Source organism: Pseudomonas floridensis (assembly GCF_002087235.1).
GTDB lineage: Bacteria > Pseudomonadota > Gammaproteobacteria > Pseudomonadales > Pseudomonadaceae > Aquipseudomonas > Aquipseudomonas floridensis.
On record NZ_MUIO01000064.1, the window covers coordinates 42,754 to 55,356 of the forward strand.

11 protein-coding genes are annotated in these 12,603 nt (G+C 61.0%); 3 read left to right on the plus strand and 8 right to left on the minus strand.

Annotation, left to right across the window (positions count from 1 at the left end; genetic code table 11):
* Positions 1-9 precede the first annotated feature (9 nt).
* The 3 genes from purD (at position 10) to BZK31_RS16040 (ending at position 4,854) form a co-directional block, all read left to right on the plus strand.
* The gene (gene purD / locus BZK31_RS16030) at positions 10-1,305 is read left to right on the plus strand and encodes a phosphoribosylamine--glycine ligase (protein WP_083183939.1); all 1,296 of its coding nucleotides are present in this window, start codon (positions 10-12) and stop codon (positions 1,303-1,305) included.
* 91 nt (positions 1,306-1,396) lie between these two features.
* On the plus strand, positions 1,397-4,186 hold the full coding sequence (retS, locus tag BZK31_RS16035; RefSeq protein WP_083183968.1) for a hybrid sensor histidine kinase/response regulator RetS: 2,790 nt from the start codon (positions 1,397-1,399) through the stop codon (positions 4,184-4,186).
* Positions 4,187-4,257: 71 nt separating this feature from the next.
* Complete coding sequence (locus BZK31_RS16040) at positions 4,258-4,854, plus strand: MarC family protein (protein WP_083183940.1); 597 nt, start codon at positions 4,258-4,260, stop codon at positions 4,852-4,854.
* Between the two features lie 5 nt (positions 4,855-4,859).
* Here BZK31_RS16040 and BZK31_RS16045 read toward each other — a convergent pair whose 3' ends face one another.
* From BZK31_RS16045 to cobG, 8 genes are all read right to left on the minus strand, one after another.
* Positions 4,860-5,495: a hypothetical protein gene (locus BZK31_RS16045; RefSeq protein ID WP_083183941.1), complete on the minus strand. Its 636-nt coding sequence runs from the start codon at positions 5,493-5,495 to the stop codon at positions 4,860-4,862.
* A 24-nt stretch (positions 5,496-5,519) separates the two neighbouring features.
* Positions 5,520-6,155 (minus strand): hypothetical protein, encoded by a 636-nt coding sequence (locus tag BZK31_RS16050; RefSeq protein ID WP_083183942.1) that lies wholly within the window; start codon positions 6,153-6,155, stop codon positions 5,520-5,522.
* Positions 6,145-6,873, minus strand: coding sequence for a hypothetical protein (locus tag BZK31_RS16055; protein ID WP_083183943.1), 729 nt, complete (start codon positions 6,871-6,873; stop codon positions 6,145-6,147). Before BZK31_RS16055 ends, BZK31_RS16050 begins: the two co-directional genes overlap by 11 nt.
* 58 nt (positions 6,874-6,931) lie before the next feature.
* Entirely contained in the window at positions 6,932-7,765 is an 834-nt protein-coding gene (locus BZK31_RS16060) for a hypothetical protein (RefSeq protein WP_083183944.1), read from the minus strand.
* 346 nt (positions 7,766-8,111) lie between these two features.
* The gene (cobJ, locus tag BZK31_RS16065) at positions 8,112-9,812 is read right to left on the minus strand and encodes a precorrin-3B C(17)-methyltransferase (RefSeq protein WP_083183945.1); all 1,701 of its coding nucleotides are present in this window, start codon (positions 9,810-9,812) and stop codon (positions 8,112-8,114) included.
* On the minus strand, positions 9,812-10,543 hold the full coding sequence (locus BZK31_RS16070) for a precorrin-2 C(20)-methyltransferase (RefSeq protein WP_083183969.1): 732 nt from the start codon (positions 10,541-10,543) through the stop codon (positions 9,812-9,814). Before BZK31_RS16070 ends, cobJ begins: the two co-directional genes overlap by 1 nt.
* Positions 10,543-11,169, minus strand: a complete 627-nt coding sequence (locus BZK31_RS16075) for a precorrin-8X methylmutase (protein ID WP_083183946.1) — start codon at positions 11,167-11,169, stop codon at positions 10,543-10,545. Before BZK31_RS16075 ends, BZK31_RS16070 begins: the two co-directional genes overlap by 1 nt.
* Positions 11,166-12,506 carry a precorrin-3B synthase gene (gene cobG, locus BZK31_RS16080; protein ID WP_083183947.1) on the minus strand — a complete coding sequence of 447 codons (1,341 nt, stop codon included), beginning with the start codon at positions 12,504-12,506 and terminating at the stop codon, positions 11,166-11,168. Before cobG ends, BZK31_RS16075 begins: the two co-directional genes overlap by 4 nt.
* Positions 12,507-12,603: the final 97 nt, after the last annotated feature.

Below are 12,603 nucleotides of genomic sequence, written 5' to 3' on the forward strand. Positions count from 1 at the left end.
GTTTTTGACATGAATGTTTTGATCATCGGCAGTGGCGGTCGTGAACACGCCCTGGCATGGAAAGTCGCTCAGGATCCACGAGTGGAAAAAGTCTTCGTCGCGCCCGGCAACGCTGGCACCGCGATTGAAGCCAAGTGTGAAAACGTCGCTATCGACGTGCTGGCACTCGAGCAACTGGCGGATTTCGCCGAGCAGAACGTTTCGCTGACCATCGTCGGCCCGGAAGTGCCGCTGGTAGCGGGCGTTGTGGACCTGTTCCGCAGCCGGGATCTGGACTGCTTCGGCCCAACCGCCGGTGCCGCTCAGCTCGAAGGCTCCAAGGCGTTCACCAAAGACTTCCTGGCGCGTCACAAGATCCCGACCGCCGATTACCAGAACTTCACCGAAATCGAGCCAGCCCTTGCGTATCTGCGCGAAAAAGGCGCACCGATCGTGATCAAGGCCGACGGTCTGGCAGCTGGTAAAGGCGTCATTGTCGCAATGACCCTGACCGAAGCCGAAGACGCCGTACGCGACATGCTGGCTGGCAACGCATTCGGCGATGCCGGGTCGCGCGTGGTGATCGAAGAATTCCTCGATGGCGAGGAAGCCAGCTTCATCGTCATGGTCGACGGCAAGAACGTGCTGCCCATGGCCACCAGTCAGGACCACAAACGCGTCGGTGACGGCGACAGCGGCCCGAACACCGGCGGCATGGGCGCCTATTCGCCCGCGCCAGTGGTCACCGCCGAGGTTCATCAGCGTGTCATGGATCAGGTTATCTGGCCGACCGTCCGTGGCATGGCCGAGGAAGGCAACGTTTACACCGGTTTCCTCTATGCTGGTTTGATGATCGACAAGGCAGGCAACCCCAAGGTCATCGAATTCAATTGCCGTTTCGGCGACCCGGAAACCCAGCCTGTCATGCTGCGCCTGCAATCGAGCCTGGTCCTGCTGATCGAAGCGGCTCTGGCGCAGGCGCTGGACAAGATCGAAGCGCAATGGGATCCACGTCCAAGCCTTGGCATCGTCCTGGCCGCGGGCGGCTATCCTGGCGACTACGCCAAGGGCGCTGCGATCAACGGTCTGGATGATGCGGCGAAACTGGACGGCAAGGTTTTCCACGCAGGCACCGCTCTGCAGGATGGCCGTGTCGTGACCAGCGGCGGTCGTGTACTGTGTGCGACAGCGCTGGGCGACAGCGTGGGCACCGCGCAGGAAAATGCCTACGCGCTGGCGGCGAAAATTGATTGGGAAGGTTGTTTCTACCGCAAGGACATTGGCTATCGCGCCATTGCCCGTGAGCGTGGTGAGAGCCAGGAATAAGCGACCGGGTCGGCCTCTGCTGCAGGAGGCTGGCCGGTTACCCTGGCGCTACGCAGTTTTACCAGGCATTCACTCACGAAGGGATTTGATTGTGCGCTGGCTCAGGATTGCCATAGCCTCAACCGTCGGGTTGATGACCTTGCTCTTCATGCTCTCGGCTCAAGCCGATCATGGATCGGGCTGGTCAACGTTGCTCGACGAAAAGGCAAGCCTGGATCTGGATGAGATCCGTTCGGCGCGTTATCAGAATCAGTTCAGCCCCGTGGAGCTCGAACGGGTCACCGCCGCCGGGCGACACAGTGCGGTCTGGCTGCATTACCGGCAACACCCTACCCAGCATGAACAATTGCTGCGCATTTTCGCGCCCGATCTGGCCACCGCAGACATGTATGTCATGGACGGTGACCGCATGGTCGATTACATGCGCACCGGCAACGAGGTGCCCAAGCAGGATCAGCGACTGCCGTCCAATGACTTCCTGCTGACGATACCGCAGAGCGCTGCTCCGCTGGACATCTACCTCAGGCTGGTTTCAACCCAGCAAATGCGCCCCAGCATTACACTTGAGCCGGCGATCGAAAGCGCCGCAGATGAAACCGAACCCTTCCTGTTCGGCCTGCTGTTCGGCGCGCTGGCGATGCTCATCGTCCAGAACCTGACCCGCTACGGACACACCCGCTCACGCAGCAACCTGTGGCTGGCTGCCTGCGAAGCGTTGCTGGCGCTCAGCGCACTGTTGCTGCTTAACCTGCTCAGTCCGCTCGAGTCGTGGAACATTTCCCAGACGCCCGGTGCTCATATCGCCCTGCTGCTGGCCGCCATCGCCGGGCTGATCTACACCTACTGCTTCTTCGTTCATCGCAACGTGAAAGTGCTGGACCGGCTGTTGCTCGGCAATGCGGTGCTCATGGCCATCGGCGCGCTGCTGGTGGTGCTCGACGACAACCTGCCGATCAACATCCTGACGTTCGTGCTGGTGTCCATGACCACTCTGAGCATCCTGGCGGTTTCGGTGTGGCACTGGCAGAAAGGTTACCGCTCGGCACGTCTGTTCGTGCTGGGCATGATCACCTTCAATATCGGCTACATGGTGGTACTGCCCGGCCTGCTGTGGCTGAGTCTGGTTCCTCCGCAATGGCTGATCCTGGCGCTGCTGTGTGTGTTCTGCATCAGCGGGCTGCTGATGAGCATCGCCTTGAGCGAGCGTCATCGCAGCATCACCGAGGACCGGTTCAGCATCAGCCGGGATCAGGCCGCCAGTACCGCCGAAATCAATGCCAAGGCCGAGTTTCTGGCCAAGATCAGCCACGAAATCCGCACGCCCATGAATGGCGTGCTGGGCATGACCGAGCTGCTGCTGGGCACGCCGCTCTCGGTCAAGCAACGCGACTACGTGCAGACCATTCACAGCGCAGGCAACGAACTGCTCACGCTGATCAACGAAATTCTCGACATTACCAAGCTGGAATCGGGACAGATCGAACTGGACGACGTGCAGTTCGACATCAGTGCCTTGATCGAAGACTGTCTGAACATTTTCCGCGCCAAGGCCGAGCAGCAACAGGTCGAGCTGATCAGCCTGATTCAGCCGCAGGTACCACGAGTGATTGGTGGCGACCCGACCCGGTTGCGTCAGACGTTGCTGAGTCTGCTGGAAAACGCCCTGAAGAAAACCGAGGAAGGCGAAATCCTCCTCGCCGTGGCGCTGGATACCGCAAAGTCCGGCAAGCCGCGCCTGCGCATCTCCGTGCAGGACAGCGGCGAGTCGCTGTCGGATGAGGAACGTGACGCACTGCTGCATGCCGAACTGCACAGCAAGAACTTCCTGGCCAGCAGCAAGCTCGGCGGCCACTTGGGGCTGGTAATCGCCCGACAGTTGATCGTATTGATGGACGGCGAATTCGGCATCCAGAACAGTGGCACGCCCGGTAATACCCTGTGGCTGACGCTGCCGCTTGACGAAAAACTGCTCGAACAACCCACTATCGATCTCGACAGCCCATTGAAAGACGCCAGGGTGCTGGTGGTCGATGACAATGACACCTGTCGCAAGGTGCTGGTCCAGCAATGCAGCGCCTGGGGCTTGAATGTCAGTGCTGTGGCGTCCGGCAAGGAAGCGCTGGCCCTGCTGCGCACCAAGGCCCACCTGCGTGACTATTTCGACGTGGTTCTGCTGGATCAGAACATGCCGGGCATGACGGGAATGCAGCTGTCGGCCAAGATCAAGGAAGACCCGAGCCTGAACCACGACATCCTGCTGATCATGCTCACCGGCATCAGCAACGCGCCAAGCAAGATCATCGCCCGCAACGCCGGTATCAAACGCATTCTGGCCAAGCCTGTGGCCGGTTACACGCTCAAGACTACGCTGGCCGATGAATTGACCCAATTGAACAAGGGCGTCACACCGATCAGCCCGGCGCCGGTGCTGAACATGCCGGTGTGTGTGCCAAGCGATTTCCGGATTCTGGTTGCCGAGGACAACACGATCTCGACCAAGGTGATCCGCGGCATGCTGGGTAAGCTCAATCTGCATCCCGACACCGCCAGCAATGGCGAAGAGGCCCTGCGCGCCATGAAGGCGCAGCGTTACGACCTGGTGCTGATGGACTGCGAAATGCCGATACTCGACGGCTTCTCGGCCACCGAACAGTTGCGCGCCTGGGAAGTGGGCAACCAGCGAGTGCGCACACCGGTCGTGGCGTTGACCGCGCATATTCTGACCGAACACAAGGATCGCGCCCGTCAGGCAGGCATGGACGGGCACATGGCCAAGCCTATCGAGCTGTCTCAATTGCGTGAGCTGGTCGAGCACTGGGTTGAGCAACGCGACAAGGTGCGCGGGCTCACATCGGCTGGCGAACTTTACCAGCAAAACTGACAACGCCGGGTCAGTCGGGCCAGTGCCTGATAGACTCCGGTGGCCGTCTCCTGCCGCCAAGAGCCCACGCCATGCTCCATGTGTTGTCCAGCGTTTACCTGAAGATGCTGGTGCTTTACAGCCCGTTCTTCGTCCTGTCCTGCTTCATCGGCCTGACCCGTGGCCATTCGCGCAAGGAGCAGAGGCGCCTGGCCTGGAAGGTCGCGCTGGCAACGCTGGTCTCAAGCGTATTGCTGTACCTGTTCGGACGCGTGATCTTCGACGTCTTCGGCATCACGGTCGATGCGTTTCGCATCGGTGCGGGCACGGTGCTGTTCATCTCGGCGCTGGGCATGGCGCAGGGAAAATCGGCGGTACAGGCCGACAATATCCAACAGGATGTCACCATCGTGCCACTGACCATCCCCATCACCGTCGGACCCGGCACCATTGGTGCACTGCTGGTCATGGGTGTCAGCCAGCCGCACTGGGACGACAAGATCGCCGCCATCGTGAGCATCGCGCTGGCCAGTTTCACGGTAGGCGTCGTGCTGTTCCTTTCCAACCGTATCGAGCGCATCCTCGGTGATCAGGGCCTGCAGATCGTCAGTCGGCTGATGGGGCTCTTCGTCTGCGCCCTGGCAGCGCAGATCATCTTCACCGGCGTCAGGGGTTATCTGGTCCCCTGACGCAGTCAGATGGACGTTTCCCTGATCAGGTTCCTGGCCTTGCCACCCAGATAACGCTTCACGTCATCACGATGGGCAGCATAGGCCTGGGTATCGAAGGCATAACTGCCGCCCTTGAAAAAAAACAGCAGCCGTCGAGCGCCACCTGAATGCTCATCGACACTCAGGCGCAAACTGCAAAGCAGCATCGATACCCGCTTATCGTCGAGCCGTTCGCAGGGCACGATCTGGAAACTGCCCAAGCGGCCCTGATCGACACCGTGCTGGAAATAAGCCTCTGCGGCCTGCTCGATGCCCAAAGCACTGAAGGCGCGTTGCACCATGCCGCCCAAACGTTCACGACTTGCCGAACCGGTCACTTTGAACGTTGCCTCAAACAGGTCCTCCGTCGAGCTCAAGACCCTGGAGTCACCCACCACCAGACCTTCCTGTTGCAATCCGCGCATGCCGAGCCGATGGCGGTAGTAGTGCATCCAGTTGGCCCACTGCTCATCGAAATCATTCAACCTGTCAGCGAACAGCTGTGCGTCCAGCAGGACATCCTGAACATCCTCGCGTGCCTGGCGCGAAAGTCCTGGGAGAAAGGCAACCAGACTGGGTCTGTTGCCCAGATAGCTGGCGTTGCCTGTGTGGCTGGTCATCACGGTCTTCCCTCCCGAAATCGTCTAGAGATACATGACTTGCCGGGCCGCGTTCGCCACGAGCGTCTCTTGGACGACCTTACGGAACGGCTCGTACCTGTCGCGGCTGAATCTGAATGCCATACACACGGCGCGCACCTGCATTTCACCACCGATTATTTGCCAGAAGAAAAACCCCGGCCTGAGTGCCATGGTCGTCATTTCCAGGCCGCACATCAGGATCACGGCCTCCTTTTCGTCCTGCATCGCACACGGCACCACCTGAAAGCTTTCAGAGCGCCCGGAGCTGAACCATGAACCGAAAAACAGCTGCGCATGCTCACTGTCGAGAAGCTTCTCGACCGATCGGCTGTATAACTGAATCAACTGTTGAGCGTTCGGCACAGCCGGGACCTTCAACCGACGAATGTCCCTGAAGCTATAGAGTTTAAGTCGCTGGTCTGGAAGGCTCATGAAGCTCGCCGCCCCCGCGCTGGCCATCGATTGCTGATAGGTGCTCAACCAGGCACGCCAGTTCTGCCGAGAGGAATAGAGCGCGTCTGCGCAGATATTCGCGTAGCGCAAGCACTCGATAATGTCCTGACGCAATTCGGGGGCAACATCGCTCGCGAACGACACCAGGTTCGAGCCTGCCAGCAAGCCGTCATGATCACCGGACATGGGGCGTCTCCCCGAACGACTTGAGCAACGCGCCGCGTCTGTGCGCAAGCGCCTGATCGAACGCACTGCGAAACGGCGTATAGAGTTGCTCCACTAGTTGCAGCGAGTAGAACGTCAGCGCGACGTTGCCCTCCATCAAATCGGGGTCGAGGGTGTCGAACAGAAACCCTGACGTCAGTGACTGACGGGTAACCAGACGGATCTGGGTCAGGGCCACATTGCGATCAGCACGGACGAAGCCAATCTGCAGTGACACAACGGTTTTCAGGCAATGGTCATCCGTGACGGGAGTTGCCATGTCCGCCAAAGCAGCTTCGCGGTGCAATGTTTCACGGGCCAACAGCACCATCGCCTCATGCACGGGAACCTGTGCACAGATCGTGCGACTCCAGGACTGAGCAACACTTGACATGGCCGGTGACACGGACGTCTCGGCCAGATGACTGGCGAGGCTCCACAATGTCTGGGCATTGCCATGCGGTAAAGGCGCACTGATACGCTCGCTGGCTTTCAATGCCCAGCCGAAATCCAGTGCGGCCTCACGCCAGATGTCACTCCATCGGCTGTCCGCTACGAACTTCGGGGACTGCTTCGAAGCGGCCAACTGGATGTACAACAGCGCGTCGAGCACATCCGCTTTTCCGGCAACATCCTGATCGTCGGAAAAGAACAACAGACAGCCTGCATCGACCACTGCATCCTTTAATTTCTGCTCCATGGAAAAATCCTTTTATCCAGAGCACGGAGGCGAATGACGCCTCCGTAAACAAGGGGGTTCAGAGCGTGTATTTGTCGATTGCCTTCTTGGCGTTGCTCCCCAGCTTTTCCTGGATATCGCTGCGGATTTCCTTGTAGAACCGGGTGTTGAATACCAGACTGCTCTCGCCCTGCCAGGTATGGACCTGAGTGTTCTGCCACTCCCAGAACAGGACATTGGTGACGTCGGTATCGGCCTGAAAGCTGACTGCACCCATGGCCAGATTGACAGTGCCGTCGTCCGCTTCGAAGCAGGAGGCAATGCGGAAATTGCCGCCACGGTGCGTCTTGGCCTGGCTTTCGAACAGGCGCAGAGGCTCTTCCTTTGCCCTCAGCGTGGCCACTGCGTCTCCAGCGACTTTCAGCATCGCCAGCGAAGCTGGCCCAGGCAAGGCCGCAGCAGCAATGGCCGAGCTCAAAATTTCAAGCCCGATTTCGTCCATGGTGAAGCGCTGCTGTACACCGCGGAAGCGCGCATAGTTCCATTGCGTGGGAAGCCAGCCGAGATTGGAGAGCACTTCCTTGAACAGGTCATTCCACTGATCACTCTGCGTTTCGGGGTTGAACGCCTTGTTGGCCACCAGAGTGGCGAACAGGAAGGAATCCATGACGTCGTCCTTGTTCTGCCGCGATACGCCATCGGCAAATGCGACCAGATTGCTAGCCACGACGGCGGCTTCCTTGATTTTGTCACCAGCATCCTGCGTCAGGGCTTGTGGCACGGCGGCGGCCAGAGCCGAAGGCCCGCCCATGACGGCGTAGACGTTCGCCGAAGCAGCACAATGATCAGCCAGCTCACAGGCAGCGATGTAATTCAGGGTTTCGTGGATGTTCATGAGGGTTTCCTTTTCCATTTCATTAATCCGTTAATTCATGAGTCCCGTTGGACTGAAACGAGACTAGCGAATTTGTCGAAACGGATTAACCCCGCAACCACTGGCGCTGAACAGCCCTGTCGTGGATGACAGCAAGCGCTGAATTACAGAGCGACAGCATTTGAGAGCTGGCCATCCTCCCGGCACAGCGGAGTCGGCGGAAAGTACTGAGGCGCTAGCTAGAAAAGAACTACGCACGATGCAGTTCAACTGGCTGAAATTCGTGGTGTGCGAGAGACGAAGCGTCGATTGACGTTCAACTTGTCGGCGGCAACTTTAAGCGCTTTCCTACGTCCTTGCGGGAAAGCGCCCAAATGCGCCTACTTCATTTCTGAGGTTTTGCGCCGTACCAACGTGGCGTGTAGACCCACTGACCGCCCTCGTTGCGAGGAAATGTGCAGGTCAGCGACGAGCCGATCAGCACCATGGTCCGCATGTCCACTTGCTCCGGCGTTAACTCGCCGAGGGTGATGATGCGCAGGGTCTGCCCCGGTCGACCGATGTCACGGCCCAGCGTGACGGGCGTTTGCGGAGTGCGATGCTGACGAACGATTTCCAGCGCCCGTCCCAGTTGCCAGGGGCGTGAGCGAGAGATCGGGTTATAGAACGCCAGCGCCAGATCGGCCTGGCACGCCAGATCCAGACGCTTTTCGATGACCTCCCAAGGCTTGAGGTTGTCCGACAGCGACAATACGCAGAAGTCATGCCCCAGCGGCGCACCGGCCTGTGCTGCCGTGGCCAGCGATGCGGAAACACCAGGCAGGATTTCCAGCTCGACCGCGTGCCACTGTGGGTCCTCGGACTCATGCAAGGCTTCGAGCACTGCCGACGCCATGGCGAACACGCCGGGGTCGCCAGACGAGACCACGACCACCGAACGACCTTGTGCGGCCAGTTCGAAGGCGTGACGCGCGCGCATCATTTCCTCCCGATTATCGGTGCAATGCAGCACCTGATCGGAGCGGAACGGGCCGGCCATACGCACATAGGTCTCGTAACCCAGCACGTCGTTGGCACGCGACAGTTCGGCCTTGACCGCTGGCACCATCAGGTCTGCGGCACCCGGCCCCAGGCCGATGACGGCAAGACGACCACGTCCGCGTCCGATCAGGTTCACGTCCAGCGGTTGCGCGGCGACCGCAATCGCCAGCCCTGCGCCGCTCACGGGTGGCAGCAGTTGCGGCACGGCGCGCGTTGCCATGTCGCTGGCCGAACCGGCAGTGACGAACCGAACCGGCACGTCCAGCTCGGCTGCGGCCCGATGCAGCAATGCGTTGGCCAGATGCTGCTCACCCGCCAGCAGGCAGGCAAGGGATGGCCCGGCGATGCGGGCCTCCTGCAAGGCAGCACGGATCCGGACGGCGAGCCCGTCGGCGATATCGTCCACGGCCACCAGCACGTTGCGCGGATAGATCAACAGCTCGCTGGCCGAAGGCTCACGCAACGCGGACCCCACATGAATCGCCAGCTCGGCCTGCGGATCCTCGGGCAATTGTGCCTGGGCCAGCCACGGCGCGTCGCCTTCGATGCGTACCGGCTCGCCGGACAGCAGATCGGAAACGAACCGCTTGCCCAATTCCAGATCACCCAAGGCATAGCCGCTGGGCGGATTGAGCAGGCAGGTGCCGAATCGCAGCTCGCCACTGGTGGTAATCGCCGGATTGACCGCCAGCCCGGCCGCAATGGCGCGGGCCATGACGTTGACGCCACCCAGCCCGCCCAGCAACGGCACCACGGCGCTGCCATCTTCGGCCACGGCCAGAACCGGCGGCTCGGCTCCTTTCTCCAGCAGCAGCGGCGCCAGGGTGCGAATCACGATGCCCGCCGCGCACAGCGCAATGATCGGGGTGTTCTGCTGATAAAACTGGCGCAAGGTCGCGCCGAATTCGCTGTAGGTTCTGTCGGCACCTTGAACGCGCTCGACCAGCCCGTGAATCGAGGCATCGGGGTACAGGCATTGAATGCGCCTTGCGGTGGCAAGGCTGCCATTGCCAAGGATAACGATGGCCGGAATGTCGTGTGCCATCAGCCTTGCCACCTGTCACCGGGAACGATGATCAGCGAAAAATACGGTGAAGACATCGGATCGACCTCATCCATCGGCACGATCTTCTGGTTGGCCATGGTTGCCCGCTCGACGTACAGCGCGCGTCCGGCCATGCCCAGTTCGGTCAGCACTTCGCGCACTTTGTGGAAGTTGCGGCCCAGCTTCATGATCACCGCGGCATCGGCATCGGCCAGCTTGCGCTTCAAGTCTTCATGGGACAGCACGCCAGAGAGCACCGAAAGGCTCTGATTACGGTAGACCAGCGGCGCGCCCAACACCGAAGCGCCGCCCAGCATCGAGCAGACGCCCGGAATGACCTCGGCTTCGTAACGCTCGGCCAGGCGATCGTGCAGGTACATGTAGGAGCCGTAGAAGAACGGATCGCCTTCGCAGATCACCGCCACGTCGCGACCGGCATCCAGGTGCGCAGCGACCAACAGGCTCGACTCATCGTAAAAGTCGCTGATGACTTTTTCGTACGACAGCGGCGCGGGCAGCGCCTCGGTGGTCACCGGGTACACCAGTGGCATCAGGGTCTGCACGTCCTGCAGATGAGCCTCGATGATGCCAAACGCATTGCCTTTCTTGCCCTTGGCCACGAAATACGCCACCACCGGCGATTCGCGCAGCAGGCGCAACGCCTTGACGGTAATCAGCTCCGGGTCGCCGGGACCGACGCCCAGGCCAATCAATCGACCGCGTGCCTGCATCATTCGATCTCCGTGGCCAGTGCGTTGACGGCGGCAACGGCCATGGCGCTGCCGCCACGACGGCCCTGCATGATCACGAACGGCACACCACGGCTGTCGGCGGCAAGCATGGCCTTGGATTCGGCGGCACCGACGAAACCGACCGGGAAGCCGAGAATCAGTGCAGGTTTCGGTGCGCCAGCGTCCAGCATTTCCAACAGATAGAACAACGCCGTCGGTGCATTGCCGATCACCACAACGCTGCCCTCCAGATACGGACGCCACAGCTCCAGCGCCACGGCGGATCGGGTGTTGCCCAGCTCCAGGGCCATTTCCCGCACGCCTTCGTCGTGCAGGGTGCAAATGATTTCGTTGTGGGCAGGCAAACGGGTGCGGGTGATGCCTTCGGAAACCATGCGTGCGTCGCACAGGATCGGCGCGCCCGCAGCCAGCGCGTTGCGTCCGGCAGCGCCCGCGCCCGGCGAGAAGCGCAGGTCTTCGATGACTTCGACCATTCCGCAGGCGTGGATCACACGCACGGCGAGTTTTTCCAGGTCGGCAGGGATCGTGTCCAGGCGCGCTTCAGCGCGAATGATCGAGAAGGAGTTGCGATAAATCTCCTGACCATCGCGGATGTAATCAATCATGCAGTGTTGCTCCGTGAGTCGGCGTTCAACTGCGCACCGACTGCTTCAATAGTAAGGTCACGCGCGCGCAGTACACCGAAACCGGGATGGGCTGCGTCGCGAAAATAAAGGTCGTAGCGGCCGGGTGAGACGGCCAGCAAAGTCACCGGTGCCACATGCGCCGCCGCGCAGGAGCGTCGGCAACCTGTGAGGTGCACCGCCTGGCTGTCATGCAAGTGTGCCGCCAGTTGTCGGGCATCGGCCTTGGTGTCGGCCAGCCCCTTGGCGCAACCGGCCGAGCCGGTACAGGCCACGATCTGCGCCAGCGGCTGCCCGACGCAGCCAATCAGCCCTGCTGCCTGCAAGGCGGCAAGCACCGCAGGCGCACGTTCTGTCGGCACATTGGGCAGCAACAGGCTCTGCCAGGGTGTCAGGTGCAAGGTGCCATCGCCCTGATCCAGTGCCAATTGCGCGATCGCCGAGAGCGTCTCGCCATCCAGACGCCCGAGCGGCACCACAGCTCCCACCGCGACCAGCCCAGGCTGAGCCTGTGGATAAATCCCGATGTGCCGATTGCGTGGAGACGTCGAGCGCTGCCTGTTTATTATGGCGGGGTCAACGCACACAACGACGTCCAGACGCGTCGCCAACTGGCGCAGGATTTCGTCTGTCGGCGTCTCGGCCAGCAGGTGCCGCATGCGGGTGTGTTCCGGCCGGGCCAGTTCGAGAAACAGCTCGAGAAGCGCGACCACCAAGGCCTGCCCGTGCGCCAGCGGCACGACGCCCAGAGGACGGTCGTGCGCCGGGCAGCCCGCCAGCCCGAACGCCAGCATCACCTCGCCATCGACTTTCACGGCTGACAACCACAGGTCATGAGGATGTTCCAGCATCACCAGCGCTTCGCCCGCATCCAGAGAAATCGCGAATTTGGGCGACAGCTCGTGAAAACGCGGATGACTTTCCAGCGTCGCCAGAATCTGAGCAGCCAGTGGCCGGGCGTCGAACAGCATCTGCGCGTCCAGCCCGGCAACCGGGCTGAGCATCAGATTGCGCACGTCATCGCTGTCAGGGTTTGCCGGGCCAAGGCCTGCGTTCATCAGGGCTTGAATCAACCCGTCGTGATCATCGCCCACGCCGCGAATCTGCAGATTGGAGCGGTTGGTGGCCTCAATCACGCCGTGCGCACAGGCCTGCGCCGCCCGCGCCACGGCCATGGCCTGTTCGGCGAGAATGACTCCGCCGGGCAGTTTGATCCGGCAAATGCCACCGTCCAGCGCCGGGACGATACGCAGCAACCCCGGACAGGCCGAGGGGCGTAGCGTTGCGCTGGATATGCGAGCGGACTTCTGCTCGTTCAATGGATCACCTGGCAGGAACTGGCTGGAACCGTACGTGGATTAGAGCACGTGTACCCCGTCGGGCGCGGTATTATGCCTGCTTTGTCCGCAGGCATGA

Excerpts from the sequence above, each read along its gene's own strand:
- purD (WP_083183939.1), top strand. The coding sequence starts at position 10 with ATGAATGTTTTGATCATCGGCAGTGGCGGTCGTGAACACGCCCTGGCA.
- BZK31_RS16040 (WP_083183940.1), top strand. The coding sequence starts at position 4,258 with ATGCTCCATGTGTTGTCCAGCGTTTACCTGAAGATGCTGGTGCTTTAC.
- BZK31_RS16045 (WP_083183941.1), bottom strand. The coding sequence starts at position 5,495 with ATGACCAGCCACACAGGCAACGCCAGCTATCTGGGCAACAGACCCAGT.
- BZK31_RS16050 (WP_083183942.1), bottom strand. The coding sequence starts at position 6,155 with ATGTCCGGTGATCATGACGGCTTGCTGGCAGGCTCGAACCTGGTGTCG.
- BZK31_RS16055 (WP_083183943.1), bottom strand. The coding sequence starts at position 6,873 with ATGGAGCAGAAATTAAAGGATGCAGTGGTCGATGCAGGCTGTCTGTTG.
- BZK31_RS16060 (WP_083183944.1), bottom strand. The coding sequence starts at position 7,765 with ATGGAAAAGGAAACCCTCATGAACATCCACGAAACCCTGAATTACATC.
- cobJ (WP_083183945.1), bottom strand. The coding sequence starts at position 9,812 with ATGGCACACGACATTCCGGCCATCGTTATCCTTGGCAATGGCAGCCTT.
- BZK31_RS16070 (WP_083183969.1), bottom strand. The coding sequence starts at position 10,543 with ATGCAGGCACGCGGTCGATTGATTGGCCTGGGCGTCGGTCCCGGCGAC.
- BZK31_RS16075 (WP_083183946.1), bottom strand. The coding sequence starts at position 11,169 with ATGATTGATTACATCCGCGATGGTCAGGAGATTTATCGCAACTCCTTC.